Annotated in this window: 24 protein-coding genes, 1 pseudogene and 1 other annotated feature; of the genes and pseudogenes, 14 read left to right on the top strand and 11 right to left on the bottom strand. The window is 68.0% G+C overall.

The window, feature by feature from the left end:
- The 5 genes from soxB (at position 1) to ACPCJR_RS12215 (ending at position 5,251) form a co-directional block, all read left to right on the top strand.
- Positions 1–1,680: a thiosulfohydrolase SoxB gene (gene soxB / locus ACPCJR_RS12235; RefSeq protein ID WP_108939604.1), complete on the top strand. Its 1,680-nt coding sequence runs from the start codon at positions 1–3 to the stop codon at positions 1,678–1,680.
- Positions 1,681–1,733: 53 nt separating this feature from the next.
- On the top strand, positions 1,734–3,029 hold the full coding sequence (gene soxC, locus ACPCJR_RS12230) for a sulfite dehydrogenase (RefSeq protein ID WP_108939605.1): 1,296 nt from the start codon (positions 1,734–1,736) through the stop codon (positions 3,027–3,029).
- Positions 3,013–3,690 carry a c-type cytochrome gene (locus ACPCJR_RS12225; protein ID WP_108939606.1) on the top strand — a complete coding sequence of 226 codons (678 nt, stop codon included), beginning with the start codon at positions 3,013–3,015 and terminating at the stop codon, positions 3,688–3,690. Before soxC ends, ACPCJR_RS12225 begins: the two co-directional genes overlap by 17 nt.
- A 26-nt stretch (positions 3,691–3,716) precedes the next feature.
- A complete protein-coding gene (locus ACPCJR_RS12220; protein WP_108939607.1) occupies positions 3,717–4,694 on the top strand; it encodes an MBL fold metallo-hydrolase in 978 nt (325 codons plus the stop codon).
- Between the two features lie 98 nt (positions 4,695–4,792).
- The gene (locus tag ACPCJR_RS12215; RefSeq protein WP_108939608.1) at positions 4,793–5,251 is read left to right on the top strand and encodes a DsrE family protein; all 459 of its coding nucleotides are present in this window, start codon (positions 4,793–4,795) and stop codon (positions 5,249–5,251) included.
- A 357-nt stretch (positions 5,252–5,608) separates the two neighbouring features.
- Here the strand turns inward: ACPCJR_RS12215 and ACPCJR_RS12210 are convergent, their stop codons facing one another.
- From ACPCJR_RS12210 to ACPCJR_RS12190, 5 genes are read right to left on the bottom strand one after another with little or no spacing between them, the layout of a single operon-like run.
- Entirely contained in the window at positions 5,609–6,160 is a 552-nt protein-coding gene (locus ACPCJR_RS12210) for a hypothetical protein (protein ID WP_108939610.1), read from the bottom strand.
- 14 nt (positions 6,161–6,174) lie between these two features.
- Positions 6,175–6,894 (bottom strand): cytochrome c biogenesis CcdA family protein, encoded by a 720-nt coding sequence (locus ACPCJR_RS12205; RefSeq protein ID WP_108939611.1) that lies wholly within the window; start codon positions 6,892–6,894, stop codon positions 6,175–6,177.
- 10 nt (positions 6,895–6,904) lie between these two features.
- Positions 6,905–7,291 carry a thioredoxin family protein gene (locus ACPCJR_RS12200; RefSeq protein WP_108939612.1) on the bottom strand — a complete coding sequence of 129 codons (387 nt, stop codon included), beginning with the start codon at positions 7,289–7,291 and terminating at the stop codon, positions 6,905–6,907.
- A gap of 34 nt (positions 7,292–7,325) precedes the next feature.
- The gene (locus ACPCJR_RS12195; RefSeq protein ID WP_108939613.1) at positions 7,326–7,913 is read right to left on the bottom strand and encodes a rhodanese-like domain-containing protein; all 588 of its coding nucleotides are present in this window, start codon (positions 7,911–7,913) and stop codon (positions 7,326–7,328) included.
- On the bottom strand, positions 7,913–8,734 hold the full coding sequence (locus tag ACPCJR_RS12190) for a quinoprotein dehydrogenase-associated SoxYZ-like carrier (protein WP_108939614.1): 822 nt from the start codon (positions 8,732–8,734) through the stop codon (positions 7,913–7,915). Before ACPCJR_RS12190 ends, ACPCJR_RS12195 begins: the two co-directional genes overlap by 1 nt.
- Positions 8,735–9,136: 402 nt before the next feature.
- On the opposite strand from ACPCJR_RS12190, the gene ACPCJR_RS12185 reads away from it, so the two are divergent.
- On the top strand, positions 9,137–9,811 hold the full coding sequence (locus tag ACPCJR_RS12185; RefSeq protein ID WP_108939615.1) for a Crp/Fnr family transcriptional regulator: 675 nt from the start codon (positions 9,137–9,139) through the stop codon (positions 9,809–9,811).
- A gap of 9 nt (positions 9,812–9,820) precedes the next feature.
- Here the strand turns inward: ACPCJR_RS12185 and ACPCJR_RS12180 are convergent.
- A pseudogene (locus ACPCJR_RS12180) lies at positions 9,821–10,578 on the bottom strand (IS5 family transposase).
- Positions 10,579–11,473: 895 nt separating this feature from the next.
- On the opposite strand from ACPCJR_RS12180, the gene ACPCJR_RS12175 reads away from it, so the two are divergent.
- The 6 genes from ACPCJR_RS12175 to ACPCJR_RS12150 all read left to right on the top strand — a co-directional run bounded on the left by ACPCJR_RS12175 (position 11,474) and on the right by ACPCJR_RS12150 (position 16,126).
- Positions 11,474–11,896, top strand: a complete 423-nt coding sequence (locus ACPCJR_RS12175) for a hypothetical protein (protein WP_108939618.1) — start codon at positions 11,474–11,476, stop codon at positions 11,894–11,896.
- Positions 11,897–12,015: 119 nt separating this feature from the next.
- The gene (locus ACPCJR_RS12170) at positions 12,016–12,513 is read left to right on the top strand and encodes a PRC-barrel domain-containing protein (RefSeq protein ID WP_108939619.1); all 498 of its coding nucleotides are present in this window, start codon (positions 12,016–12,018) and stop codon (positions 12,511–12,513) included.
- A gap of 192 nt (positions 12,514–12,705) precedes the next feature.
- Positions 12,706–12,915, top strand: a complete 210-nt coding sequence (locus tag ACPCJR_RS12165; RefSeq protein WP_391512105.1) for a ribosome modulation factor — start codon at positions 12,706–12,708, stop codon at positions 12,913–12,915.
- Between the two features lie 138 nt (positions 12,916–13,053).
- Positions 13,054–13,389 (top strand): hypothetical protein, encoded by a 336-nt coding sequence (locus tag ACPCJR_RS12160; protein WP_391512106.1) that lies wholly within the window; start codon positions 13,054–13,056, stop codon positions 13,387–13,389.
- The gene (locus ACPCJR_RS12155; RefSeq protein ID WP_108939622.1) at positions 13,373–15,442 is read left to right on the top strand and encodes an ATP-binding protein; all 2,070 of its coding nucleotides are present in this window, start codon (positions 13,373–13,375) and stop codon (positions 15,440–15,442) included. Before ACPCJR_RS12160 ends, ACPCJR_RS12155 begins: the two co-directional genes overlap by 17 nt.
- 18 nt (positions 15,443–15,460) lie before the next feature.
- Positions 15,461–16,126, top strand: a complete 666-nt coding sequence (locus tag ACPCJR_RS12150) for a response regulator (RefSeq protein ID WP_108939623.1) — start codon at positions 15,461–15,463, stop codon at positions 16,124–16,126.
- A gap of 83 nt (positions 16,127–16,209) precedes the next feature.
- Here the strand turns inward: ACPCJR_RS12150 and ACPCJR_RS12145 are convergent, their stop codons facing one another.
- Positions 16,210–17,463: a cation:proton antiporter gene (locus ACPCJR_RS12145; protein ID WP_108939624.1), complete on the bottom strand. Its 1,254-nt coding sequence runs from the start codon at positions 17,461–17,463 to the stop codon at positions 16,210–16,212.
- Between the two features lie 134 nt (positions 17,464–17,597).
- Here ACPCJR_RS12145 and ACPCJR_RS12140 point away from each other — a divergent pair, with 134 nt between their 5' ends.
- Positions 17,598–18,893 (top strand): DUF2254 domain-containing protein, encoded by a 1,296-nt coding sequence (locus ACPCJR_RS12140; RefSeq protein ID WP_108939625.1) that lies wholly within the window; start codon positions 17,598–17,600, stop codon positions 18,891–18,893.
- Between the two features lie 14 nt (positions 18,894–18,907).
- Here ACPCJR_RS12140 and ACPCJR_RS12135 read toward each other — a convergent pair whose 3' ends face one another.
- The 4 genes from ACPCJR_RS12135 to ACPCJR_RS12120 all read right to left on the bottom strand — a co-directional run bounded on the left by ACPCJR_RS12135 (position 18,908) and on the right by ACPCJR_RS12120 (position 24,792).
- Positions 18,908–19,675 (bottom strand): potassium channel family protein, encoded by a 768-nt coding sequence (locus ACPCJR_RS12135; RefSeq protein ID WP_108939626.1) that lies wholly within the window; start codon positions 19,673–19,675, stop codon positions 18,908–18,910.
- A gap of 273 nt (positions 19,676–19,948) precedes the next feature.
- Positions 19,949–21,145: a Na+/H+ antiporter NhaA gene (nhaA, locus tag ACPCJR_RS12130; protein WP_108939627.1), complete on the bottom strand. Its 1,197-nt coding sequence runs from the start codon at positions 21,143–21,145 to the stop codon at positions 19,949–19,951.
- Between the two features lie 240 nt (positions 21,146–21,385).
- The gene (locus ACPCJR_RS12125; protein WP_108939628.1) at positions 21,386–22,870 is read right to left on the bottom strand and encodes a SulP family inorganic anion transporter; all 1,485 of its coding nucleotides are present in this window, start codon (positions 22,868–22,870) and stop codon (positions 21,386–21,388) included.
- Between the two features lie 108 nt (positions 22,871–22,978).
- Positions 22,979–23,034 (bottom strand) — a sequence feature (sul1 is cis-regulatory element that is thought to sense ions involved in sulfur or methionine metabolism; They are found in Alphaproteobacteria).
- 1,083 nt (positions 23,035–24,117) lie between these two features.
- On the bottom strand, positions 24,118–24,792 hold the full coding sequence (locus tag ACPCJR_RS12120; protein WP_091950950.1) for a Crp/Fnr family transcriptional regulator: 675 nt from the start codon (positions 24,790–24,792) through the stop codon (positions 24,118–24,120).
- A gap of 185 nt (positions 24,793–24,977) precedes the next feature.
- On the opposite strand from ACPCJR_RS12120, the gene ACPCJR_RS12115 reads away from it, so the two are divergent.
- Positions 24,978–25,778 (top strand): pentapeptide repeat-containing protein, encoded by an 801-nt coding sequence (locus tag ACPCJR_RS12115; RefSeq protein ID WP_091950948.1) that lies wholly within the window; start codon positions 24,978–24,980, stop codon positions 25,776–25,778.
- Positions 25,779–25,815: the final 37 nt, after the last annotated feature.

Genomic DNA, 25,815 nt, shown 5'->3' with positions numbered 1-25,815 from the left:
ATGACCTCACGCCGCGACTTCCTGCAGATCGCCGCCGCCACCGCCGCCCTCGTGCCGTCGGGCTGGACCCGCGCCTTCGCCCAGCAGCGCCTCACCCAGGACGACCTCCTGGCCTTCGAGCCGATGGGCAACGTCACCCTGGTCCATCTGACCGATATCCACGCGCAGCTCCGGCCGGTGCTGTTCCGCGAGCCCTCGACCAATCTCGGCGTCGGCGAGGCGCGGGGGCAGGTACCCCACATCACGGGGCGCGCCACGCTCGACCTCTACGGCATTCCCGGCGGCTCGCCGCTCGCCCACGCCCTGACGCCGGAGGACTACGTCGCGCTCGCCCGCAGCTACGGCCGCATGGGCGGCCTCGACCGCATCGCCACGGTGCTCGAGGCGATCCGCGCCGAACGGGGCGACAAGGTGCTGTTCCTCGACGGCGGCGACACTTGGCAGAACAGCTACACGTCGATGCTGAGCAAGGGCCAGGACATGGTCGATTGCATGGCGCTGCTCAAACCCGACGCCATGACGGGCCACTGGGAATTCACCCTCGGCACCGACCGCGTGAAGGAGATCGTCGACGGGCTCGGCTGCCCGTTCCTCGGCCAGAACGTGCGCGACGCCGAGTGGAACGAGCCGGCCTTCGAATCCACGAAGATGTTCGAGCGCGGCGGCGCGAAGGTCGCGGTGATCGGGCAGGCCTTCCCCTACACGCCCATCGCCAACCCGCGCTGGATGATACCGAACTGGTCGTTCGGCATCCGCGAGGAGGACGTGCAGGCCAGCATCGACAAGGCCCGCAAGGAGGGCGCCGACCTTATCGTCCTGCTCTCGCACAACGGCTTCGACGTCGATCGCAAGCTCGCTTCGCGGGTGAAGGGCATCGACGTGGTCCTCACCGGCCACACCCACGATGCGCTGCCGCAGGCGGTGAAGGTCGGCCGGACCCTGCTCATCGCCTCGGGCAGCCACGGCAAGTTCCTGACCCGGGTCGATCTCGACGTACGGGACGGCGCGGTGAAAGGCTTTCGCTCGAAGTTGATCCCGATCTTCTCCGACGTGATCGCCCCGCAGGCGGCGATGGCGGCCAGGATCCAGGCGATCCGGGCGCCCCACGAAGTCATGCTGGGGGAGGAGCTCGGCCGGACCGAGAGCCTGCTCTACCGGCGCGGCAACTTCAACGGCACCCTCGACGACATGATCTGCGACGCGCTGCTCTCGGAGCGGGATGCCGAGATCGCGCTCTCGCCGGGCTTCCGCTGGGGCACGACGCTGCTTCCGGGGCAGCCGATCACCCGCGAGGACATCTACAACGCCACCGCCATCACCTACCCGGCGGCCTACCGCATGACCATGACCGGCGCCCGACTCAAGGAAGTGCTGGAGGACGTGGCCGACAACCTCTTCAACGAGGACCCGTATTACCAGCAGGGTGGCGACATGGTGCGGGTCGGCGGCGTCTCCTACGCCATCGACATCGCCCGCCCGGCCGGGCAACGCATCTCCGACCTGACGCTCCTGCGCACCGGCAAGCCGATCGAGGCGGGGGCGTCCTACACCGTGGCCGGCTGGGCCAGCGTCAACGAGGGCACCGAGGGGCCGCCGATTTGGGACGTCGTGGCTGCGCATGTCCAGCGGAAGGGAACGGTGAGCCCGACGCCAGCGCAAGTCACTGTCCGCGGCGCATAACCGCGACTTAAACATTCACATATCATAATACATGAAACAGTTCGGAGAGGCCCATGTCTGAACCGAAGCAGCGCGCCAATTCGTCGAGGCCGACCTCCCGGAGATCATTCCTGCGCAGTGGGCTCGCGCTGGGCGGCGCGGTCGGAGCCGGTGCCTTCGCAGGCCGGGCCGCCGCCGAGATGCCGGATGCCAAGAACCTGCCGCCGAACGTGCCCGAATGGTCGCAATCCCTCGGCGACGGCGTCGTCAGCCGGCCCTACGGCCGCCCCTCGAAGTTCGAGGCGGACGTGGTGCGCCGCGATGTCGAGTGGTTGACCGCCTCTCGTCAGAGTTCGGTCAGCTTCACGCCGCTGCACCGGCTGGAGGGCATCATCACCCCGAACGGCCTCGGCTTCGAGCGTCATCACGGCGGCATCGCCGAGATCGACCCGGCCGAGCATCGGCTGATGATCCACGGCCTCGTCGAGAAGCCGCTTATGCTGACCTTGGAGGACGTGAAGCGCTTCCCTCGCGTCAACCGCATCGCCTTCCTCGAATGCGCGGCCAATTCCGGCATGGAGTGGAAGGGCGCGCAACTCAACGGCTGCCAGTTCACCCACGGCATGATCCACTGCGTGATGTACACCGGTGTGCCGCTCAAGCGCCTGCTGGAAGAGGCGGGACTCAAGACCAACGCCAAGTGGCTGCTGCCGGAAGGCGCCGACGCCTCGGCGATGACCCGGTCAGTGCCGATCGAGAAGGCGCTGGACGACGCCATCGTCGCCTACGCCATGAACGGCGAGGCGCTCTATCCCGAGCACGGCTATCCCTTGCGCCTCGTCCTGCCCGGCTGGCAGGGCAACATGTGGGTGAAGTGGTTGCGCCGGATCAAGGTCGGCGACGAGCCCTGGCACACCCGCGAAGAAACCTCGAAATACACCGCTCTCCTGCCGGACGGGCAGGCCCGGCGCTTCACCTGGGCCATGGACGCGAAGTCCATCATCACCGATCCGAGCCCGCAGGCGCCGTTGCACCGCAAAGGCTTCACGGTGCTCTCGGGCCTCGCCTGGTCCGGCCGTGGCGCGATCCGGAGCGTCGATGTTTCGCTGGACGGCGGGCGCAATTGGCGCGCCGCGCGCCTCGACGGGCCCGTGCTCGATAAGGCGCTGACGCGCTTCTATTACGAGTTCGACTGGAACGGCGATCCGCTGTTGCTGCAATCGCGCGCCGTCGACGAGACCGGCTATGTCCAGCCCACCAAGGCGGCGTTGCGCCAGCACCGCGGTCTCAACTCGATCTACCACAACAACGGCATCCAGACCTGGCACGTGCTGCCCAACGGGGAGATCGAGAATGTCGAGGTCGCCTAACCGCATCCTCATCGCCTTCGCAGGCCTCTTCCTGGCGGTCGCGCCGGCTTCGGCGGAGCGGCTGAACATCGGGCGCGCCGCGACGCCGGAAGAGATCAAGGGCTGGGACATCGACGTGCGCCCCGACGGCCAGGGTCTGCCGGTAGGCAAGGGCACGGCAGCGCTCGGCGAGACGATCTTTCAGGAGCGTTGCGCCAGTTGCCACGGCGAGTTCGGCGAGGGCGCCGGCCGCTGGCCCGAACTCGCGGGCGGCGCCGGCACGATCAAGTCGGACAGCCCGGTCAAGACCGTCGGCTCGTACTGGCCCTACGTCTCGACCGTGTTCGACTTCATCCATCGGGCGATGCCGTTCGGTGCGGCGCAGACGCTGACGCCCGACGAGACCTATTCGGTCACCGCCTACCTTCTCTATCTCAACGACATCCTGAAGGATCAGGACTTTGAGGTGAACGAGAAGAACCTCGCCACCATCCGCCTGCCGAACGAGAAGAACTTCTTCATGGACGACCGCGAGACCGCGGAGAAGGAGTTCTGGAACGCCAAGCCCTGCATGAAGGACTGCCTGCCGAAGGAGGCGGCCATCACCAGTCGCGCCCGCGCTCTCGACGTGACCCCCGAGAAGGCATCCGAGGCGGCCAAGCCGTCGGCGCCGGTCCAGTAGGCTGCGGCAATCCGGGAGGTCCGACGATGCCCGAGGTTCAGAACGCGGTGAGGCCCGGATCGCATGCTTCGACGTGCGACAGGCGGGCGGTCGTCGCCGGCATGACGGCGCTGCTGGCAACCGCTTGGCCGACAGGGCGGACAGCCGCCGCTCCGGCGGAAGCCGTCGAGGCCGGCAAGGACCTGGACAAGGGTATAGTGAAGACGGCCAGCGACGGCACGCTGGCCTCGTCCCTCGGCTTCATGCTGCCCGAAGCGCCGCGCGCAGAGGTCGAGGCGCTCTTCAAGACCGCGCAGGAACCCCTCGAAGCCGGCCCGATCCCGACGAACGTGTCCGTCGTGCGCGTCGGCGGCGAGGTCATCCTGATCGATGCGGGTTCGGGCAACTCCTTCCAGCCGACGGCGGGCAAGCTTTCGGACACGCTGGAGGCGGCCGGTGTCGCGCGCGAAGCGGTCACCCGGGTCGTGTTCACGCACGCCCATCCCGACCACCTTTGGGGCGCCGTCGACGATTTCGACGACAGCGAGCGGTTTCCCAATGCCCGCTACGTCGTGCCGGCCGCGGAATGGGACTTCTGGACCCGCGACGACGTCGAGACGACGGTGCCGGACTGGCTGAAAGGATTGGCGGTCGGCTCCCGGCGCACGCTCAAGCGCCTGGAAGCCAAGATGGAGCGGCGCAAGCCCGGCGAGACAGTCGCGCCGGGCCTCACCTACGTGGCGACGCCCGGGCACACGCCGGGGCACGCCTCGGTCCTCGTCGAGGCGGGGCGTGAGCAGATCCTGATCGGTGGCGACGCCCTCAGCCATGCGCTCATCTCCTTCCGCCGGCCCGGCTGGGCGTTCGGAAGCGACCTGGACCGCGATCTGGCGATTCGCACCCGCCTTGCTCTGCTCGACCGCTTGGCCAACGAGCGGATGACGCTCGTCGGATTCCACTTGCCGGGCTCGGGTGTCGGCCGCGTCGAGCGATCCGGCGACGCCTTCCGATTCGTGCCTGCCTGAGCCGAGCCTCCGCGGACTGACGCCGTCAGGTCCGCTCAAGCAAAAGCCCTCACGCGGCGTCGGGGGCCAACGACATCGCAAGGGCGGGAGGATCGAACATGATGATGTCACGCAGGGGCGTGTCGGGCATCGCGACGCTGATGGCCACGCTGGTAGCCACGCGGGCCAGGGCCGCCGAGACCGGCGTGAAAACGCATCGGATTGCGATGCAGGTGAGCACGAACGATGCCGGCGTGTTCGATCTCGCCCTCAACAATGCCGTCAACCTCGCGCGTGAATTCGGCGAGGCTGCCGAAGAGGTCGAGGTCGAGATCGTCGCCTACGGCCCCGGTCTTCACATGGTTCGGTCCGATACCTCAACGGTCAGGGCTCGTATTCAATCAGTAACGGACAGTGTTCCAGGTATCGCACTTTCAGCCTGCGGCAACACAATTGCTGCCATGGAACACGCGGAAGGGCATAAATTGGAACTGTTGCCGAACGTCGGCGTGGTGCGTGCCGGTGCCGTCCGGCTGGTGACACTACAAGAGGCGGGCTGGAGCTACTTGCGTATCTGATCGAAGCTCATGGCAAATACTATAGGCGATCCATCATGGCTGCATCAGCCATGAATGAAGTATTATTGGCCCCTCCAGAGGTAGGTATATAGGAATACATCAAAAGGAGGCAGCGGGATCAAATGGCCTGTATCCACCGCTTCGAGCGTCCTTTGGGGCCCGGACAACTCGTATCGTGGATCGGGGTCTACAAGGAAGGATTCCCGAGCCGGGAAGCGGTCGCAGCCTTCGCGGAGGCTCAGATCGTTTCCTATCAGGTTCAAGGCTATAGCGAAGAGGAGGGTTATTGGTGGTTTCGAGAGGCGAGCGGATCGAGGACGACTATTTTGGCTGTCTACAGTGACGGTCAGAACCTCGTCATCGGATGATCAGGGCCTCTATCCACCGCGCGCGCGGCTCAATGTCAGACCTGCTCTCGGGTCCCAAGGGTGGTAATTCGGGATTGCCCGGCGGAGCGGCGATCTCGTTGAGATCGACCGATTGCGGTATGCCCACGATGCCGGCATCGGTGATCTGCATCGTATAGTACAGTCCATTCGCCAGTTTGGCTCCATAGTCAGTCGGGGCCTTGAAGAAGAAGATCAGGCTGTGCTCCAGCCAGGAGAGATCGGCCCGCGTGACGGTGGCGGGATTCTTGTACGGGTAAGGCACGTAGCACTGCAGCTCGGGCCCCTCCACGCACTTGAACTCGCGCATGGACAGGAAATGGTCGCGGAAGTCGGCCAGGTCGAGCGCGAGCTTGAACCTCGACCCCGCGCCGTCCGGTTCGAAGGTCACGGAACCCACGGGGATGATGTCGCCGTCACGGGTGCGCAACTCGATCCGTTTGGTACCCATCATGTCCCAGGCCTCGGCACCGAAAGGCGTCAAGACGAGGCAGGCGGCGAGACAGGAACGGACGAGACGCATCGGTGATCGGGCCCTCAGAGGCGAGTGGTGAGGTCGGTGAGCCAGGACGGCGAAGCGTTCACCAGCGCGGTCTCGATGGCCTTGTCGTAGCCCGCGAGGATCACGGCCCCGCTCACCACCAGGATCAGGCCCAGCGCGGCCTTCAGACCCTTGCCGGCGCTCATCATGCGGTTGCGCCAGCGCATGAGGACCTCGCGCGACAGGGTGCCGAGAAGCAGGAGCGGAAGCGCCGCGCCGATGCCGAAAAGGAACATGGTCAAGGCGACGGTGCCGAGATCCCGACCCTGGGAGGCCAGGAGCGAGGCGGCGCCCAGCGTCGGGCCGACGCAGGGGCTCCAGACGGCACCAAGCAGGAGGCCGACGCCGAACTGGCCGAGGAGGCCGGCGGTCGAGAAGCCGCCGAACCGAGTCTCGGTCCAGTCGCTCACCGGTCCGGCGGCCACCGCCAGCCGCGTCTGGACCGCCGGGACCATCAGGACGAGGCCGACCAGAACCAGCAGGATCGCGGCGACGGTGCGGAAGACGTCGGTGTCGAGCCCGATGGCGAAGCCTACCGTGGCGACGAACAGGCCGATCACGACGAAGGACAGCGCGAGACCTGCGGCCAGCGCCGCGGGGCCCAGGCGGTGCTCGGAAGCGGCCGCGCCGAGCACCAAGGGCAGAAGCGGCAGCACGCACGGCGACAGGACGGAGAGGATGCCGGCGAGGAAGGCGAGGCCGAGGGTGGCGACCATGGGTTTCGCCTCAGAGCGCCTTTTCCACGAGGCCCTCGATCCACTCGGGCTGGGTCTCGCCGATGGAGCGCCCGACCTCCTTCTCGCCCTTGAACGCGATCAACGTGCTTTGCATGCGGGCGTTGAGTGCCTTGAGAGCCGGCTTCTGGCTGTCGAAGTCGACGTCGAACACCTGCAGATCCTTGAACCGCGGGTCGGCCCCAAGCTTCGCCAGGATGGGCCTTTGCGTCTTGCAGATCGGGCACCAGGGCGCGCTGATCTCGACCAGGATGGGTTTGCCGGCCTTCTGCGCGGCGGCCAGGGCTTCCGGCGTGTACGGGAGGAAGTCGGCGGCCTGGGCCGGGGCGAGCCCGAACGGCGCCGCCGCGAGGAGGGCGAGGAGGGTACGGCGGATCATTGAGGCGAGCCTTCGGGATGGAGGATGATGGTCGTCATTGGCCGACGGTCGACTTCGGGCGTGCGGCCCATCGCGCGTCGGGGCGTGACACGGCTGTGTCATGGCCGTCCTGCCAGCCCTCTATGCCCTGCGGGAACCAGTGGACTTTCCGGTAGCCCAGGGCGACGAGGCGCTTGCCGAGGTTCCAACTGCCCCAGCAGTCGGGGTGGCAGTAGGTGACGATGGGCCTTTCGAGGTCGCCCCCGGTGAGATCGGCGACCCGTGCCTTGAGGGCGTCCTGGGCGGCCGCGTCGAGGTCCCCTTCACCCGAGCCCGGCAGCCACGTGCTTCCGGGGATGTTGCGGTGGATGGGGAACCACAGGCCGCCCGGAGGCAGGCCCGCGGGCTTCCGGTCGATCTCTGAAACGTCAAGAAGTACCGGCTTATGCACCTCGATCAGCTTGGCGACTTCGCCGGCATCGACGACGGTGGCCCCTGCGAGGGTCTGCGGCGTGTAGCCGTGCAGCGCCCCCTGCCAGTAGCCGTCGGGCTCCCGCACGCCGACGGGTGAGTCGGCGGGCGCTGCGGCGATCAGGAACACGGCCGCCGCGGCCACGATGGAAAGGCGGAGCACGGGTCGCATCAGTTGCTTGCCGAGCGGACTGGGAAGCTCTTCTCCCAGTGGCCACCCTGGTTGTCCGTGGCGGTGACCTTTATCGGGCCGGCGCCGTCAGGCAGGTACCCAAAATTAATGACGGGGTTCGCAGAGATTGAGATGTCTCCGTCCATCGTGAAGACGCTCTTGTCGCCGTAGCTGACGGTGATCTTCTGGATGTAGCGGGCCGGGGTGTAGTCGCGTGTCACTTGGTTCATCTGCATGCCCGAGAAGTTTGGGTGGCGGATCATCAGGGTCGCCTGGACGGGCTTGCCTGGCACCGTCTCGCCGAACTTCATGCGCATGTCGCCCATGCCCTGCATCGCCTCCTCGTCGCTCATGCCCATCGGTGCCGAGCAGCCGCCGGACGCCTTCACGTACTCCGTGGCCTCCTGCAACGTGCCGTCCTTCATCTTCGCGACGGCGTGGACGTCGGTGTAGTTGTTGACGCGCACTCGGAGCTTAAGCTCACTGGGGTCGGCCGCCGGGCCGAAGACGAAGTGGGCGGCGTACGGCGTCGGGTTGTCGTCGATGATGAGCGACAACTCCGCGACGTTGTCCTTGTCGGGCACGGTCAGGGTGATCGGCACCAGGGAGGCGTCATCCGCCCGCTTAGGGGCGTCGATCTTCACCGCCTTGCCCCCGGACTGGATCTTGGCGTCGCCGAAGATCTGCTGCTTGATCTCGCCCCAGCGCTCGGCGCGTTGGTTATCGGAGTCGCCCGCCGCGGCATGGGCCGATCCGGCGGCCAGCAGGATGGGCAGGGTCAGGCCCGCCAGCAGGGCGGTCGTCCGGCGCGATGATGCCATGGCGTTTGCTCCTCCGTTGTCGTCATGCCTGCCGTTCGCAGGTCCGATTGAGGAGACGATAGCCCTTATCCGGCCAGGCGTCGGTGACCTGGGTCACGCAAGTCGGAAGCCGCTCACGATTCTCTCAGGAACGGCGGCGGCGGCGGGTTCAAGGGAGGGAAGTCGTTTGGCAGGGCGGACAGAGTTCAGCCGCTGGCGGCTTGGTCTTGGTGCGTCGAGGTGCCCTGGGACGGCTTGGTGTTGCGTCCCGGTGATCGGCTTATGGGACCTCGTGGAAAATGTTATGCCGGTGAGCCCGAACGAGCCGGTGACCTTAGGTAACACCGGCCTGGAACGGCGGGAGAAACTTCCAAGAACGACCGGGCGGTCATGAATCGCGCCGGCGGCAGGCGGACGACACATATGCCGGTCAACTATCAGGTCGAGCGCTGGATCGAGCGCTTTCCCCTCATCAAGGGCTTCTCCGCCGCCCACCTGCAGATCGCGCGCGGCACGGTGCACTTCCCCATCCTCGAAGCCGGTGCCGTCGCATACGAGCTCGATGGCGCTTGCGCGAACTACCTCATGTGCATCGATGGTCGGACCCGCGTGTTCCGGATGTCGGAGGGCGGGCGCGAGGTGCTGATCTATAAGGTCGGCGCGGGCGGGACATGCGTGCTCACTACCCAGTGCCTGTTGGCCGGCGGGGGCTTCCCTGCCGCGAGCATCGCGGAGGAACGCACCGAACTGGCGGCGATCCCTGCCTCAACGTTCCAGCAGTTGATGGCGGAGAGCCCGGAGTTTCGAAGCTTCGTCCTCGACGACTATTCCAGGCTCATGGCGAGCATGTTTACGCTGATCGAGGAGGTGGCTTTCGCGCCGCTGGAGCAAAGGCTCGCGCGCCGGCTCCTCACGGAGGCCGGACCCGACGGCGTTGTCCACAAGACCCACCAACAGCTCGCCGCCGATGTGGGCAGCGTCCGCGAGGTCGTCAGCCGCATTCTGGCGCAATGGGCCGAGGCCGGTCTCGTGATCCTGCGTCGCGGTCAGGTCGAGCTCGCCGACCGCGCGGCCCTGGCCTCCAACCGCCTGCATTAGGTCGCAGACTCATAAAGTTCGGAGCCAGACGCGAACGGCTGCGAGCTTGACGCCGGCGAGGAAGTTTTCCGGGTCCTTGTCGTATCGGGTCGCGACCGCACGGAAGTGCTTGATCTTGCTGAAGAACCGCTCGACCAGATTGCGGTGCTTGAACAGGAAGGCGCTGAAGGCGGGCACGTTCTTGCGGTTGGGCATCGGCTTCACGTTGGCCCAGGCCCCTTGCTCGGCCAGGCGCTCGCGCCGCGCATCGCTGTCGTAGGCCCGATCCCCCAGAAGGGTCTGCCCCGGCCCCAGATTGCCGAGCATGTCGTCGGCCGCCCGGCCATCGTGCGCTTGGCCTTCGGTGATCTTGAGCGCGATCGGCCGGCCCTCGGCATCCACCAGCGCGTGGATCTTGCTGGTCAGACCGCCCCGTGAGCGACCCATGCCACGGGATCGGTCGTCTTTTTTTTAGCGCAGCCAGCGTGCTGATGGACCCGCACACTGGTGGAGTCGATCATCTGCAGGTCGCCCTCGTAAGTCTCTGACACGGCTTTCAAAAGACGATCCCAGACCCCGCGCTTGCGCCAGCGCCGGAAACGGTTGCCTCACGTCGTGTGCGGGCCGTAGCGGGCCGGGATGTCGGCCCAGGGCGCGCCCGTGCGCAGCCGCCAGAAGATGCCGTTCAGCACCCGCCGGTCATCTGCCCGATCCTTGCCGCGCACGTCCGTCGGAAGAACCGGCTCGATCGCCGCCCACTCCGCGTCCGTCAGATCAAACCGCGCCATGCAAGACCCTCCATTGCCAGAGAACCAACGATCCGGGCGGGCAACCGGACCAATCGTTATGAGTTCGCGACCTAGACCGTCGGCGCTCGCGAACGACCGGCATCAGGACGCGAGGATACCGGCTAGGCCGACGAGCAGGAGCAGACCCACCGCCATCCCGCGCGCGGCCCAAAGCGGCCACGAGGTGGCGCCGTTGTCGTTGGCCGGACCCGGCAGCTCGCTTGGCCAGCGCCGCCACCGTCGGCAGGTCGACGGGGCTTGCAGGACCGACGGACCCGATCCGGTGTCATGGCGATGGCGACACGACATAACCGGGATATCGGATGCCGCGGCCGCCAGTGGCAGTGCCGCCAAGGACGCATTGAAGGTCGGCGTCGGCCGATGCCAGGCCACCGCCGAGGCGTGCCCAGTCCTCGATGGACACGTCCGCCGGGACCGTCGGCACCTGGGCGTCGCCCGTGCCGGCCGCGCTTCCGGTCTCCGGCCGTCTTCCCCAAGCGAGCCGAGCCTTCCGAACGATGGCTGCCCTCATGTCTCTCCCTCGTCCCTGTGAGCGGGGTGGGCCGGGCACTGCCGCCCGCACGATGGCGGCAGGGTCGGCGGCCCCGGTTTAAGCTTTCGTGAACCAAACCGGCCACGCAAGCCGACCCCGAGGCGGCGCCCTCAGGAGTGTCAGGCTTGTCCCGACAGGAATGCGGTCTTCTCCGACTGCGCACCCATCCCCCGCGCCACAGATCACTCGGTGAGCGGGAAGAGAGGGGCGCCGAGCCCGAGCGTCCCCGGCGGTCCGGCGCAGGAACGTCCGGCCCGCGGCCAGGCAATCGGCCACCCCGTCGAACCCGTCACGGTCGTGGCCCGCAAGGGTCAGCCACCACCATCACGGAGTTGAAACCCGATGAGACGTCTCGCACTGGCCCTCGCGGCCGTATCGAGCCTGATGCTGTTCTCGCCGTCGAGCGAGGCGCGACCCTTCGGCAGGGGCCATGGCTTCCACCATGGCGGCTTCGCAGGTCACCACGGCGGCTTCCGGGGCATCCGCCACGGCTTCCGGGGATACCGTTCGGTCGGCTTCCGTGGCTACCGCCGCGGCTTCGGCGGGTACCGTCGCGTCGGCTTCGGAGGTCCGCGCTACGGCTACGGTCGACGCTACGGCTACCGCCGCGGCTATCCCGGTCTCGGCCTGGCGGCCGGCCTCGGGCTCGGCCTCGCGGCATCGGCGGTCCGGCCGGCCTACTACGGGGGATACGGCGGCTACGGCTATGCCCCGGTCGGATACGGATACGGCGCCCGCGGCTCCTACTGCACCTGCGGCTACTGACCCCCGTCGAGGCGACCCGGCATTCCCGCCGGGCCGCCACCCGTTCCCGACTCCCTCGACGTGCGCCGGTCCAACCACGGGACGGGTCGAGCCCACGTCGGCATAGACAGGTAAAACCGATGAAGAACCTTGCACTCGGCGTTTTCCTCGCGAGTTCCGTGCTCGCCGGCCCCGTGCTCGCCCAGGACAAGGCGGCGCAGCCGCCCGCCGACGCCCAGACCAACCAGATGAAGACGCCACCGGCCGGCACCGCGCTGCCGACGACGGCCGGCGGCATGGGCGGGATGACCATGGCCGACACCGCGACCGCCAAGATCAAGTTCGTCACCGCCAAGCCGGCCGAGGTGACCTCGTCGAAGCTCGTCGGCAAGAACCTCTACAACAACAAGAACGAGACCATCGGCGAAGTCGAGGATCTCGTCATCGACAACGGCAAGACGGTCACCGGCGTCGTCGTCAGCGTCGGCGGCTTCCTCGGCATGGGCGAGCGCTACGTCCTGGTCGACCCATCCTCGATCTTCCTGCACAAGGCGGACGGCAAGCTCAAGGCGATGGTCGACACCGACAAGGACGCACTGAAGAACGCGCCCGAGTTCAAGTACAACAAGAACTCCTGACCCGCGGCGCGTGGTCCCGTGTCCGCGGGGCCACGCCCAAGCATTCCAGCGCCCGGGCGGTGTCGGGATGAACCTGACGGGCGTCGGTGAGAACGGCGACACCCGGCCAAACCGCTTGTCGCCGGCCAGTATACGGGCGCTACTCGAAGCCACTTCGCAAACGTCGATGTGGTGGAGGGAGTGTCGATGATCATGGACGTCATCAAGCAGGGTTCCCGCGCCCGGGCCCTCGGGCGGCCGCGGGATGCCTGTCCCCATCCGGCCGATTCCCGCGAGCGCCGGGCCTGGTATGAGGGTTACGACGGTTCGACCTGGGACTTCGCCGAGGGGGTCCCACATCCGGCCGTGACGGCCCGCGGCCCCGCAACACGGAACGGGGCGGTCGACCCGACCTTGGTCTAGGTCGCGACCCTCCCTCGACCGTGGGCTTCCCCGGCCTCAAGGCAAAGCTTCGGGACCGTTCGGAAAGGCGACGGAGGGACGATGGGACGGAAACGACCCCACTCGTTCGAAGGCCGGACCTTCGGGAGCCTGGAGCGAGTGGTCACGACCCTGGTCGAGGCCGGCCTGCAGGACAGTGCGACCGCGCCGCCGAACCTGATCGGGCGGCTGCGGGACCTGGAGCGGAACGCCGCCGCCGGGGGCGACCGCCAAGTCCTGCAGGTGATCGCGTCGGGAGGTCGCCTCCTTGGCGATGAGCAGGCGGTGACCGATCCGCGCGTGCTGACCGATGACGGCATGGTCGGCGTGCCGTTCGTAGACGGCGTGGTCTCGGCCGACCATGTGGTAGGGAGCATGGCTCGGCCGCTCTCCCCAGCAGGTCCGTCCACCACGCCCCTCCCTGATTGGTTACCCCCGCATGACCGCCGGACGTGAGAACGGCGACGCCGGTCGGCCTGAGATCCATCGCGGCAACGGACGGACCTTCCTCGCTCTCGCGATGGCCGCCGCCATCCCCGTGCTGCTGCTCAGCGGCTGGGTGGCGACGCTCATGGCGCAGCAGCAACGCGGACTGACCCGGAGCGCCGCCGTGGCGAGCGCGGCCCGGGTGGCCGAGCGCGTCGCCTCCGACATCGCGACGCAGGTCGCGGTCCTCCGAGCCGAGGCCGCCTCGGCGAGCCTCGACCGGCCGGACCTCGCCGCCTTCTATGCCGAGGCCGAGCGGCTGAGGCGGGAGCACCCGCTCTGGGAAACCGTCGAGCTCGCCGGCCCTGACGGCGTGCAGGTCGTCAACCTGCTCCGCTCCCTCGACGACGAGCTCGGCCCCACCGCCGACCGCGCGAGCTTCGACGCGGTGGTACGGACGGGGCGGCCGGTGGTCGGCGGGATCGGGCCGCTCGGGCTGATCTCGGGCAAGCGCCTCGTCGCGCTGCGGGTGCCGGTCGTCCGCGACGGAACGCTCCGCCACGTCCTCTCGGTCGGCCTCGCCACAAGCGCGGTCAGCTCGATCCTTCGCGACGCGGGCGCGCCGGAGGGCTGGGTCGGGACCATCGTCGATGCGGCGGGCAACACTATCGCCCGCACACGGGCCGAGGCGGAGGAACTCGGCCACCCGGCCGGCGCCGCCCTGCTGGCGGCGATCCAGCGGGCGCCGCAGGGGTTCTACACCGGGTCTACGCTGGAGGGGCCGGACGTCGAGGTCGTCTACCGCACCCTTAAGGACACCGGCGGCTGGTCGGTGCATTTCGGTATGCCGGTCGCCACGCTGAACGCGCCGGTTTCGCGTTCCTACCTCCTGCTGGCCGGCGGCAGCGTGCTGAGCATCGGCCTCGGCCTCGCATTGGTCGGGCTGGTCGGGCGCGACATGGCACAGCGGAGGGCGGGCGAGCAGGCGCGCTTCGCCCTCGCCCTGCGGTCGAGCGAGGAGCAGGGCGCCGTCGCCGCCGAGGCTGCGGAGCTCGGCACCCTACGGTGGGATACGGCCGAGGAGACCGTGACGGCCTCCCGACGCGCCGCCGAGCTCTTGGGTTGGGAAGCGGAGGTGCCGGAGGGGCGCGAAATGACCGCGGATGCCGACATCGCCTTCCGGGCGGTCGACGCCGGCGACCGGGAGCGTATGGCGGCGGAGGTGCGGCGAAGCCTCGCCGAGGGCAAGCCCCTCGATGTGGAGTTCCGGGTCTTCCAGGCTGGTTCGGCGTCGCGCTGGGTGCGCCTGACCGGGCGAGCGCCTCGGCTTCGGCAGGGGAACCCCGCGGGCCTCGTCTACGGCGTAGTCTCGGACATCGAGCCGCGCAAGCGGGCTGAGGCGGAGCGGCTCGACCTGCTGCGCCGCCTCGGCGAGGCGCAGGAGAACGAACAGCGCCGGATCGCCCGCGAGCTGCACGACCAGGTCGGCCAGACTGTGACCGGCCTGTCGCTCGGCCTCAAGGGGTTGGAACGTCTGCTCGACGCGCAGGAAACCTCGACCGAAGCCGGACGGCAGATCCAGTGGCTGCAGCGCCTCGCCGGCGAGATCGGGCGCGACATCCACCGCGCCGCCATCGACCTGCGCCCGACCGCCCTGGACGACCTCGGGCTGCGCGAGGCGCTGGCGACGCTTCTGCGCGAGTGGGGGCAGCGCCACGGCGTCCGATCCGATCTGGAGTTCGTCGGGGATGCGTCGCGCCTCCCGGCGGCCGTCGAGAGCGCGGTCTACCGGATCGTGCAGGAGGCGCTCACCAACGTCCTCAAGCACGCCCGCGCGGCCACCGTCAGCGTCTGCGTCGACCGTCGCCCGGACGAGGTCCAGGTCATCATCGAGGACGACGGCGTCGGCTTCGAACCGGGCCCTGCCGTTTCCGTGGGGCGCAGCACGCCGACGGAGCCGCGGCTGGGTCTCTCGGGCATCCGCGAGCGTTTGACCCTTCTGAACGGCACGCTCGCGCTGGAGGCATCCCTGGGCGTCGGCACCACGCTGTTCGTCCGCATCCCGGTGACGCCAGCCGCCTGACCCACGAGAGGGAACAGCATGGACCGTATCCGCGTCATCCTGGCCGACGACCATCCGGTCGTCCTCGCGGGCATCCGGGCGCTGCTGAACGCCGACCCGGAGGTCGAGCTCGTCGGCGAGGCCACCGACGGCGGCGAGGCGCTGCCGATGATCCGCGCCGTCGCGCCCGACGTCGCCGTGGTCGACGTCTCGATGCCCGGACTGAACGGCCTTGAATTGACGGAGCGGGTGAAGGGTGAATGCCCCGGCACCCGGGTGCTGGTGCTGACCGTCCACGAGGATGCGGCCTACGTGCAGCCGCTGATGAGAGCCGGCGCGCGCGGCTACCTCCTCAAGCGCTCGGCCGCGGACGACCTGCTCCGGGCGGTCCGGGCCGTGGCCTCCGGCGGCGTCTATCTCGACCCCTCCATTGCCGGCCATGCCCTGGCGGCAACTTCCGGCTCGGATGGGCGCCCGGGCACGGCGGAAGGCCGCGAGCCACTGAGCCCGCGCGAGGCCGAGACCCTGCGGTTGATCGCGCAAGGCTTCAGCAACAAGGAGATCGCCCGGCGCATCGACGTCAGCGTGAAGTCGGTCGAGACCTACAAGGCGCGGGCGGCGGAGAAGCTCGGGTTGCGGACCCGCGCCGAGATCATCCGCTACGGCGCTGCACATGGCTGGCTGGACGCCCTGACTCTACGTTGATCCCGCCTGTGAACACACGGTCTCCGGGCTCGCTCCAATCCCCTCTGGCTGGCCGCAACCGTACTGCGAGGCTTTGAGGCAGCCTAGGTCGCGCGAAGCGTCCGCCTGGCTACGAGGCCGAGTGTTGAGCCCTGCACGATGATGGTGAAGAGCACGACGGCGTAGGTCGCCGCGAGGATGGCATGTTTGGCACCGCTATCCGGGAGCGAGAGCGCCAGCGCCACCGAGATGCCACCCCGCACGCCCGCCCAGGTCAGGAACGGCACGTTGCCGAGCGAGAGGTTGCCGCCCCAACGGAACAGCAGGACGGGTGTCGAGACCGCGACGAGGCGGGCGACGAGAACGACGGGAACGGCGCAGGCGGCCAACGCCAAGCTGGAGACCTGGAAGCGGAGGACCAACACCTCCAGGCCGATCAGGAGGAACAGTACCGAGTTCAGCACCTCGTCGATGAGCGTCCACAGAGCCGAGACGTACTTCTGGGTGGTGTCGCTCATGGCATAGCGGGGCGCACGCTCGCCGACGAGCAGCCCCGCCGCGACCACGGCGAGAGGCCCGCTCGCCCCCAGCTTCTGGGCAATCGCGTAGGTGCTGGTGACCAGCGCCAGGGTGATCAGCACCTCGACCGGGAAATCGTCGATGGCCTTCATTGCGCGGTAGGCGACGTAGCCGGTGACGATGCCGAGAAGCACGCCGCCCACGGCCTCGTGCACGAGGAGCGTCGCCACCCCGCCGACGCTCGTCGTCTCGCCCCCCGATCCCACCGCGAAGGCGACCAGCACCGTGAACAGCACGATGCCGATGCCGTCGTTGAACAGGGCCTCGCCCTGCATCTCCACTTCAAGGGCTTCCGGTACCTTGACGTTCTTCAGGGTGGCCAGCACCGCGACGGGGTCCGTCGGGCTGATCAATGCGCCGAACACGAGGGCCCAAGTCAGCGGCATCGGAGTGCCGAGCGCCTGCGCCGCGGCCCAGAAGGCCGCGCCGACCACGGCGGTCGACACGAGCGTCCCGAGGAGCGCGAGGGTGGCCACCGCGAAGGCGCGCTCGCGCAGGGCGCCGAGGTCGAGGTTCAGGGCCCCGGCGAACAGCAGGAAGGCGAGCATGCCGTTCATGACCACGCCGGTGAAGTCGACCTGGTCGAGGACACGGGTGAGATCCTCGTAGAGGTGCTGCTGCGGGAAGGCGACGTCGGCGAGCACCAGAGCGAGCGAGGCGAGGAGCCCCATGACGAGCAGCCCAATGCTATGCGGCATCCGCAGGAAGCGTCGGTTCAGCCAGCCGAAGAGGGCCGACAGGATGAGCAGCAGCGCGGCGAGATCGAAGATCGAGATCAAGGTGTGTCTTTCCCGCGCTCGGCGTCCCTGAACGAGCGGTTCCGGGTCGGACGGACCGTCACGTCCATGTCCAACGACCGGGACGGTCCTTCGTGCCGGTTGTCGCCGGCAGCGGGAGCTGTCAGGCCTCGACGATGAACGCACGCATCAAGGCCTGGCTGGAAATCCTCGGCGACCTGTTCTGGCTTCGCCCAGCTCTGGTCGTGCTCGGCTGCATCCTGCTGGCCCAGTTCGGGGTCTGGCTGGAGACGGCCCATATCGCCGGCTTCGATGCCTCGTCCCCGGACACGAACTGGGGATACTCGGGCGGCGCCGAGGGGGCACGGGCGCTGCTCAGCGCCATCGCCTCCTCGAACATCGGGGTCGCCGGCACGACCTTCTCCATCACCATCGCCGCCCTGACCTTGGCCTCGGGCCAGATGGGCCCGCGGCTCCTGCGCAACTTCATTCGCGATGCCCGCAACCAGACGGTCCTGGGCATTTTCCTCGGAGCCTTCGCCTACTCGCTGATGGTCCTACGCACGGTGCGCACCGTGGAAGAGAGCCCGTTCGTCCCCCACCTCGCCATCACCGGAGCCCTGGTCCTGGCGCTGGTCGCCATCGGCACGCTGGTCTGGTTCGTCCATCATATCGCCACCAGCATCAACATCGAGACCGTGGTCGATGCGGTCCAGCGCGACCTGTGCAAGGCCATCGCCAACCACACCTGCGACGAGGCGGGGCCGACTCGCCCCACCGAGGCGCCGAGCGGGTGTGCCACCGCCGCGACCGGTGGCGGTTACGTGCAGGCGATGGACACCGACGCCCTGGCAGATTGGGCCGACGAGAATCGGGTCATGGTCACCCTGCGGGTGCGGCCCGGCGACTACGTACCCTCCGGCTATCCGATGGCCTTCCTGTCCGCGCGGGCCGAGGGAGCCGAGGGGGCCATCCTCGACGCCGTGACGCTGGGTCGCCGTCCCGCGGCGCTCCAGGACTTGGAATTCTCGATCCGCCAGTTGGTGGAGATCGCGGTCCGGGCGCTGTCGCCCGGCATCAACGACCCCTTCACCGCCGGCAGCGTCGTCGACCATCTCGGGGACGCCCTATGCCGCATCGCTCCCCGACACCTGCCTACCGGTGTGGTGCTGCGCGAGGGCCGTGCCGTCCTGGTCCACCCGGTGACGGACTACGACGGGCTGTGCGATGCCATGTTCCACATGATCCGCCAGAACGCGGCCGGCTCAGTCTACGTGCTCGGACGGATGCTCGACGTGCTCACCCGCGTGGCCGAGGTCGAGCGGTTCGAGGACCGAGCCACCGAACTCTCCCGCCATGCGGACCTCGTCATCGCCGCCGCACGGCGCGACGTGGCGGACCCGTCCGATCTCGCCGACCTGGAAGACCGCCACCGTCGGTTCCGCAGGACCGCACCCGTCGCCGTCGCCTGACGCCCCGACCGGCGCTAGGTCCCCTCGTCCGGGATGTTCAGCAGGTGTCCGCAGGCCTTGCAGTGCACGGCGTCCGGCTCGTGGCGCTGCAGCCCGCACGCCTCGCAGGGGAAGCGCACCTTGTAGGGGCGGAACACCACCTGCGCGAGGCGGAAGAACAGCGTCACGCCGCAGATCATCACGAAGACGGACATCAGCCGGCCCGTCGGCCCGGGCAGAGTGATGTCGCCGTAGCCGGTCGTCGTAAGCGACGTCACCGTGAAATAGAGGGCGTCGACCGGTGTCTGGATCGCCGGATTGCCGCCGTGTTGGGTGGCGTAGACGATGCCCGTCATGACGAACACGAACACCACCAGGTTCGTGGCCGCGAGGATCGCGTCCTCGTTGCGGCGGAACAGGTCGCTGTCCTGCCGCAGCCGCTCCAGCAGGTGGTAGGTGCGCAGTAGGCGCAGCGTCCGCAGGATGCGCAGGAAGCCGACGCCCTCGACCACGACGGGCGCGAGGAACGAAGCCACCGCCACGAGGTCCGTCCACGTGCTCAGGTGCCGGAACTCGCGCAGCGACGCGCGGCTGATGAGCAGTCGAGCGGCGAAGTCGGCCAGGACGCAGGCGCCCACCGCGAGGTCGCAGGCGACGATCCACGGCGACAGCGGCAGGAACGAGCTGATGACGACGAAGGCGATGGTCGCCACGTCGAACACCAGCAGGGCGTAGCGAAAGCGGTGAGCGCCCCGCGAGTCGCCCTCGTACAGCTCGCGCAGCGTCGCGGTGATCATCGTCATCGGTCGTGTGACAGGAAGGGTCTGGATCTCAGGAATCCCGTGTAATCGCGTATCCGGCCACGGCTCCTACGGCATCGCCGGATAGCCAGGACAGGAGCATGAGCACCCCCACCCCGAGGAGCAGGACCCCCACGAGGGCGAGGATGAGGTCCGACAGGCGGCCTTCGATGGCGCCGGGACGACGCGGCGGCAACTGACGGGGCATGATGCTTCACCCGCTTCCGGGGAGTGGACGATGACGTCGCGCTCCGGCGGAGCGCGACAGGTGCCGGCTCAGTGGTGGGTCGGGCGGGCCGGGGCGAGGCGCAGGACCAGCGCCCCCGCGGCCATGCAGGCGAGAGAGCCGATCAGCACGCCGACCTTGGTCTCGGCCTCAAGCTCCGGGGCGTTCGCGAAGGCGAGCAGGCCGATGAACAGGCTCATGGTGAAGCCGACGCCGCAGAGGAGGGAGACGCCGTAGATCTGGGCCCAGGTCGCATGGGCCGGGCGCTGCGCCAGTCCGAGCCTCACCGCGGCGATGACGAGACCAAACACACCAACCTGCTTGCCCACAAACAGCCCGAGCGCCACGCCGAGCGTGACCGGGTCGAGCAGCATGCGCGGCGTGATCCCGGCGAGCGACACGCCCGCGTTGGCGAAGCCGAAGACGGGCAGGATGAGGTAGGCCGACCAGGGATGGACCGCGTGCTCGAGGATGTGGAGCGGCGAGGTCGGATCGTCCGGCTTGCCGACGCTGAGACGGAGCGGAACCGTCAGCGCCAGCAGCACGCCGGCGATGGTGGCGTGGACGCCCGACTTGAGCACGAACACCCACAGCACCGCGCCGAGCAGCAGGTAGGGCCACAGGCGGGCGACGCCGGCCTTGTTCATCCCGTAGAGGACCGCGAGCGTGACCGCCGCCCCGCCGAGCATCGGCAGCGACAGGTCGGCGGTATAGAAGGCCGCGATGATGAGGACTGCGCCCAGGTCGTCGATGATGGCGAGCGCCGTCAGGAACACCTTGAGCGAGACCGGCACCCGGGGGCCGAGCAGCGCCAGCACGCCGAGCGCGAAGGCGATGTCGGTGGCGGCGGGAATCGCCCAGCCGCGCAGGGTTTCGGGCGAGTTCCAGTTCACGGCGGCGTAGACGATGGCCGGGACCGCCATGCCGCCGAGCGCGGCCAGCCCCGGCAGGACGCGGTCGGGCCAGGTGCGCAGGCGCCCGTCGAGCACCTCGCGCTTGATCTCCAGACCGACGAGCAGGAAGAACACCGCCATCAGGGCGTCGTTGATCCAGTGCAGGACCGATAGGGGACCGACGTAGGCCTTCAGCGCGGCGAAGTAGGTGTCCGCCAGCGGCGAGTTGGCGATCACCAGGGCGAGCGCGGCGCTCGCCATCAGGACGAGGCCGCCGCCGGCGTCGCTAGTCAGGACGTTGCGCAGGGCCGACAGGGGACGGCGGCGAGGCCGCGAGGCGGTGAGCAAGGGCACGGGACTCCGGCGCTGGCGGCCCGACCAGCGCTCGTCCTGCCGGTCCGACCGACGGACCGCGCACCCTGCGCGGGCTATCGCATCCAAGCCGGACAGGGACAACCCGTCCCGCACCGGATCCCCAGGGGAGGCGCCAAAATTCGCCGGCGTGTCGTGTAACCGGCGGCAGGCCAAGCCTAAAGGCCTTGGGTCGGGCGGCACGGGCACGTGTCCCCGCCTGCGCCCATGCCTCTTCCCCGGTCAGTGGCCGGGTGCGACCAATGCAGCCCCCGGCTTGTCATGGGTGCCGAGCCGTTCGACCATCGTGGCCGTGGCCTCGTTCATGCCGATGACCTCGACCGGGATGCCGTGGTGCCGGAACTTGAGTACGACCCGGTCGAGGGCGTTGACGCTGGTGACGTCCCAGAAGTGCGCGGCCGTGAGGTCGAGCACGACGCCCCGGAGATCCTCCTCGCGGAAGTCGAAGGCGGAGTGGAACGCCTCGGCGGTGGCGAAGAAGATCTGGCCGGTCACCTTGTAGGTGCGAACCGCACGGGCCTCGTCGCGCAAGGACGCGACGCCGAAGAACTTGGTGACCTTGTGAGCGAAGAACAGGCCGCTGAGGATCACCCCGAACAGCACGCCCTTGGCGAGGTCGTGGGTGGCCACGACGACCACGACGGTGCCGAGCATGACGAAGCTCGACGACTTCGGATGGGTCACCAGCGTGTGGAAGGACTTCCACTGGAAGGTGTTGATCGAGACCATGATCATGACCGCGACCAGCGCCGCCATCGGAATCTGCGCCACGTAGGGGCCGAGTACGACGATCAGGAACAGCAGGAACACGCCGGAGAACAGGGTCGAGAGCCGCCCCCGGCCGCCGGAGGAGACATTGATTACCGACTGGCCGATCATGGCGCAGCCGGCCATGCCGCCGAGGAACCCGGAGGCGATGTTGGCGACGCCCTGGCCGGCGCACTCGCGGTTCTTGTTCGAGGTCGTGTCGGTCATCTCGTCGACGATGGCCGCAGTCATCAGGCTTTCCAGCAGGCCAACCATGGTGAGTGTCAGCGACACCGGCAGGATGATGCGCAGAGTCTCCCAGGTGAACGACACCTGCGGCAGGGCCACCCAGGGCAATTCGCTCGGGAGCGCGCCCATGTCGCCGACTTTGTGGATGCCGAGGCCGAGGTATATCGAGACGCCGGTCAGTAGGACGATGGTGACCAGCGGCGAGGGTACCGCCTTGGTGAGGTACGGCAGGCCGTAGATGATGCCGAGGCCGACCGCCGTTATCAGGTAGACGGTGGTGCTTTGGCCGATGAGTTCCGGCATCTGCGCCAGGAAGATCAGGATGGCCAGGGCGTTCACGAACCCGGTCACGACCGAGCGCGAGACGAAGCGCATCAGGTTGCCGAGCCTGAGCGCGCCGGCGGCGATCTGGAGGAGGCCGGTGAGGATGGTGGCGGCGAACAGATAGCCGACGCCATGGTCCTTCACGAGGCCCACCATCAGGAGCGCCATGGCGCCTGTTGCGGCGGAGATCATGGCGGGCCGCCCGCCCGCGAAGGCGGTGACGACGGCGATGCAGAACGAGGCATAGAGGCCGACCTTCGGGTCGACGCCGGCGATGATGGAGAAGGCGATGGCCTCGGGGATGAGGGCGAGGGCCACGACGGCGCCAGCCAGCAACTCGCGCGTGACGTTCGGAGCCCACTCGCTCCGTAGGTGGACGAGATCCATTGTTGTGAAAGGCTTTCCTTGTCCCAGGCGCGTTCGGTACGTCGCATGGGGCGCGCAACAGGGCCGGTCGGCCTCCTCGGAGGTCCGCGACTCAGGCACCACGATTTGCGTTATCCGGCGGATTGGCGGCCGGAAGAGCCACCCGGGCTTTCACCGGGTCCGGTCTTGTGGGGGAACCATAACCCAAGTGTTCGCTGCAGCGCAATGCGGCGGGTACGTCCGATTCCCGACCGGGGCAGCGGGATGCCGCGGATGATCGTTAGAGGTCGAGGACACCGAGCGCCGCGCCGATGAAAAGAAGGCCACCGAGCACGGCTGCGAAGATCGCGCGAGCCCGGACCCAGGCACCACCCTCGTTGTCGTTGCAAGCCGCCGGCGGCGTGCAGGTTCGACGCCGCCACTTGCGGGTCGAGCAGGGCGCTTCCCGGAAACTCGGCGTGGGCGGGCTATCGGACTGGTGGCGACACGACATAGGCGAACCGCGGGGGTGTTACTGCCTTCCTGCGGGACGGCTCCGGGATACTACATGGCTCGCCACTTACTGCCAGTACGGCTTGGTACCCATCGGCCAGGGCGACGACCGACACGAGGCGCTTGGCACCCTGGCCGAGCACCCGCGCGCGTCATCCGGCCCAGCGGGCGTAGCGTCGCTCTTCGCAAGGCTCGAAGTAGCGCCCGAACGACACCCGCACGTCCATCTCTTCTTGAGGGTCCCGGGGGTAAGCGGCTCCTTGTGCAAAGTGACGCCGCGCAGCGTCACGGCTCTGAGCTCTGGCAGGATCTCGTCGGGCATGAAGGGGCCGCGCTCGGCGATGAGCTCGGCTATCTCCTGCATGACACGGTCCCAAAAACTTCGCAGCCCGGAAGGTCGAGCTGCTTCTCGACCTTCCAGCGGCGAGCCTGGACGCGTGTGGCTTCGATCTCAAGATCATGTAGCCTCCCAGCTCGACCACTCCGCGCAGCGACCGCTTGCGAGCGAAGAGCGGCTATTCCAGCGGCTGTGACAGAAGGTCCGGAAGTGGCGCACAGCCGAACAAACGGCGTGCGAACTCCTGACCCATTGCAGACGGTCGGAATGTCCGCTTCCAGGCAGTTCAATGGACCCGGTTCGGCAACTTCTGGCCAGTAGTGGCCTGTCTGCTCTGGGGAGGGCTTGCCAAAAAGAGCAGACAAGGCCCTACCGAACCAACCCAGTCGTAAAGCTCGATTGGCGTCGGCCTCAAAAATGGACACCAGCACGCCGCCAGTCACCGCCGCCCGGCGGCCTCCAAGCGGGTCCGGTCAACAATCTCGACCGCGCCTCGACGAAGTTCGATCAGGCCCGCCTCGGCCCATTGTGCCAGAATGCGGCTCACCACCTCGCGCACGCTTCCGACATCGTCCGCGAGCTTTTGATGGGTCACCGCGGCGACGCCCCGCGGATCGGCTTCAGCGAGGAGGCGTTGCGCGAGGCGCTGCTTCAGCGGTGCGAACGCGACCTCGTCGATCAGCGTGAACAGGCCGGACATCAATCGCGTGTAGTCATCCATGACGAATCTGCGGAACGCCGCGCTGTCGCCGATCAGGTGCTGGAACGTGCCGACCGGCAGGGCCGCGAGTTCGGTCCGCTCCTCGGCCACGCTCTGCGCCGGAAAGGTGCCGCCGGACAGGAGACACTGAGTGGTGAGGGGGCAGGTGCCGCCCGGGCCAACCTTGTAGATCAGCACCTCGCGTCCGCCCTCCGACATCCGGAAGATCCGCGTGCGTCCCTCCAGGCACATCAGGTAGTTGGCACACTCGCCATTTAGTTCGTAGGCGATGGCGCCTGCATCCAGCACCGGGAAATGCACGGTTCCCCGAGCGATCTGAAGATGCGCCGGGCTGAGAGCTTGAAGAAGCGGAAACCGGTCGATCCACCGCTCGACCTTTTGGGCATCCGTCATGGCTGGCGTGGTCCCCCGGCCATGACGACGGGTTGATCGTCCGGCGCGCGTTGCGTTTTCCTCCCGCCGCGCCGGATTTGTGTGACCTGGGTCACCGACCGGGTGCAGCGGCCCGGCATAGCATCGCGACACAACGAACACGATAAGGGTGCCCGCCATGCGTGGCGCCCGCCGGGAGTAAACCGATGCGCCGCTTAGCCCTCAGCTTCATGCTCGCCGTCTTCGCTGCCGGCCCCGCCGCGGCCGAACAAGATCTGCTGCTCGGAGCCGACATGTCCTCGCCTGCCATGACGAAGGCCGAGATGAGCCGCGCCGACGTAGAGGCGATGATCCAGGCCGCGGACGGTAAGCCCATCGACCTGCACGACAAGGCGCTGTCGGGCCTCGATCTCTCCGGGTTGAATCTCCGGGGCGTCAACTTACGAACTGCGCGCCTGAACAAGGCCAATCTACGCGGCGCCGACCTCAGCGGCGCAAACCTCGAACAGGCATGGCTCCTGAAGGCAGACCTTTCCGGGGCCAAGCTCGCGGACGCGAAAATGTTCGGCATCACTGCGCGGGAGGCCAACCTCAGCGGGGCCGACCTCAGCCGGTCCATGCCCATCGGCGATTTCAAGGGCGCCAACATGAGCAGCGCCACGCTGGTCGATCTCAAGGGCGGAGCCAACATCAAGAATCAGTCCATGGGTCTGATGCGGGCGGTGTTCACCTCGGTGAACCTGTCGGGCGCGAACCTCAAGGGAGCCAACCTCGGCCGGTCACGCCTGGAGTATGCGAATCTTAAGGATGCCGATCTCACTGGCGTGGTGCTGATGGGCTCAGACTTGTCCGGGGCCAATTTGACCGGTGCTACGGTCACGGGCGCGGACTTCAAGAACGTCGATGTCAGCGGCGCTCGTCTCATCGACCTCCAAGGTCAGTCCGAGGCCAAGGACTGGGCGGAGAGGGTGAACATCGACCGTGCCGTCACTCAGGCATCCGATTGATCCGCCCGTTCACCAACCTGACGGCCCGCCTCTGACC

This window comes from Methylobacterium sp. NPDC097929, from assembly GCF_049543375.1.
Lineage (GTDB): Bacteria > Pseudomonadota > Alphaproteobacteria > Rhizobiales > Beijerinckiaceae > Methylobacterium.
This window is presented reverse-complemented; position numbering and strand designations above follow the sequence as displayed.

Coding starts and splice junctions, on each gene's coding strand:
- soxB (WP_108939604.1), top strand. CDS start 1: ATGACCTCACGCCGCGACTTCCTGCAGATCGCCGCCGCCACCGCCGCC.
- soxC (WP_108939605.1), top strand. CDS start 1,734: ATGTCTGAACCGAAGCAGCGCGCCAATTCGTCGAGGCCGACCTCCCGG.
- ACPCJR_RS12225 (WP_108939606.1), top strand. CDS start 3,013: ATGTCGAGGTCGCCTAACCGCATCCTCATCGCCTTCGCAGGCCTCTTC.
- ACPCJR_RS12220 (WP_108939607.1), top strand. CDS start 3,717: ATGCCCGAGGTTCAGAACGCGGTGAGGCCCGGATCGCATGCTTCGACG.
- ACPCJR_RS12215 (WP_108939608.1), top strand. CDS start 4,793: ATGATGATGTCACGCAGGGGCGTGTCGGGCATCGCGACGCTGATGGCC.
- ACPCJR_RS12210 (WP_108939610.1), bottom strand. CDS start 6,160: ATGCGTCTCGTCCGTTCCTGTCTCGCCGCCTGCCTCGTCTTGACGCCT.
- ACPCJR_RS12205 (WP_108939611.1), bottom strand. CDS start 6,894: ATGGTCGCCACCCTCGGCCTCGCCTTCCTCGCCGGCATCCTCTCCGTC.
- ACPCJR_RS12200 (WP_108939612.1), bottom strand. CDS start 7,291: ATGATCCGCCGTACCCTCCTCGCCCTCCTCGCGGCGGCGCCGTTCGGG.
- ACPCJR_RS12195 (WP_108939613.1), bottom strand. CDS start 7,913: ATGCGACCCGTGCTCCGCCTTTCCATCGTGGCCGCGGCGGCCGTGTTC.
- ACPCJR_RS12190 (WP_108939614.1), bottom strand. CDS start 8,734: ATGGCATCATCGCGCCGGACGACCGCCCTGCTGGCGGGCCTGACCCTG.
- ACPCJR_RS12185 (WP_108939615.1), top strand. CDS start 9,137: ATGCCGGTCAACTATCAGGTCGAGCGCTGGATCGAGCGCTTTCCCCTC.
- ACPCJR_RS12175 (WP_108939618.1), top strand. CDS start 11,474: ATGAGACGTCTCGCACTGGCCCTCGCGGCCGTATCGAGCCTGATGCTG.
- ACPCJR_RS12170 (WP_108939619.1), top strand. CDS start 12,016: ATGAAGAACCTTGCACTCGGCGTTTTCCTCGCGAGTTCCGTGCTCGCC.
- ACPCJR_RS12165 (WP_391512105.1), top strand. CDS start 12,706: ATGGACGTCATCAAGCAGGGTTCCCGCGCCCGGGCCCTCGGGCGGCCG.
- ACPCJR_RS12155 (WP_108939622.1), top strand. CDS start 13,373: ATGACCGCCGGACGTGAGAACGGCGACGCCGGTCGGCCTGAGATCCAT.
- ACPCJR_RS12150 (WP_108939623.1), top strand. CDS start 15,461: ATGGACCGTATCCGCGTCATCCTGGCCGACGACCATCCGGTCGTCCTC.
- ACPCJR_RS12140 (WP_108939625.1), top strand. CDS start 17,598: ATGAACGCACGCATCAAGGCCTGGCTGGAAATCCTCGGCGACCTGTTC.
- ACPCJR_RS12135 (WP_108939626.1), bottom strand. CDS start 19,675: ATGACGATGATCACCGCGACGCTGCGCGAGCTGTACGAGGGCGACTCG.
- ACPCJR_RS12125 (WP_108939628.1), bottom strand. CDS start 22,870: ATGGATCTCGTCCACCTACGGAGCGAGTGGGCTCCGAACGTCACGCGC.
- ACPCJR_RS12120 (WP_091950950.1), bottom strand. CDS start 24,792: ATGACGGATGCCCAAAAGGTCGAGCGGTGGATCGACCGGTTTCCGCTT.
- ACPCJR_RS12115 (WP_091950948.1), top strand. CDS start 24,978: ATGCGCCGCTTAGCCCTCAGCTTCATGCTCGCCGTCTTCGCTGCCGGC.